Below are 521 nucleotides of genomic sequence, written 5' to 3' on the forward strand. Positions count from 1 at the left end.
CACTGGACCAATCGCCGGCGGCAAGCGCTGCGCGCACCTCATCGCGGGTGAACCACGCGGCTTCGGCGATTTCGCCGTCGCTGAACGAGAACTCCTCATCCGGGTCACCCAAGGCATGAAAGCCAACCATTAACGACCGCGGGAACGGCCACTGCTGGCTGCCCAGATAGCGCACATCGCGAACGGTCAGGCCGATTTCCTCGCGGATCTCCCGGGCGACGCAGACTTCGAACGACTCTCCGGCCTCGACAAAGCCAGCCAACAGCGAGAACATCCGTTCCGGCCACGCCGCCTGGCGAGCCAACACGGCACGATCAGCGCCGTCGTGAACCAGGCAGATCACCGCCGGGTCGATACGGGGGAACTCCTCATGACCGGTGATCGGGTTGACCCGTGACCAGCCGGCCCTGGCCGGTTTCGTCGGCGCGCCGTCTAGGGCGCTGAATCGTGCGTTGTCATGCCAGTTCAACAGCGCCGATGCCGACGACACCAGTTGGCTGCTGGTGTCGTCCATGATTCGG

1 protein-coding gene is annotated in these 521 nt (G+C 64.9%); it reads right to left on the reverse strand.

Features of this window, described 5'->3' with window-relative positions; all coding sequences use genetic code 4:
• On the reverse strand, positions 1–521 hold a 521-nt coding region (gene nudC / locus FJM08_RS08610; RefSeq protein ID WP_140031751.1), incomplete at both ends, for an NAD(+) diphosphatase.

Origin of the sequence: Metamycoplasma equirhinis (genome assembly GCF_006385185.1) — a bacterium.
In the GTDB taxonomy this organism is placed as follows: Bacteria; Bacillota_I; Bacilli_A; order Mycoplasmatales; family Metamycoplasmataceae; genus Metamycoplasma; species Metamycoplasma equirhinis.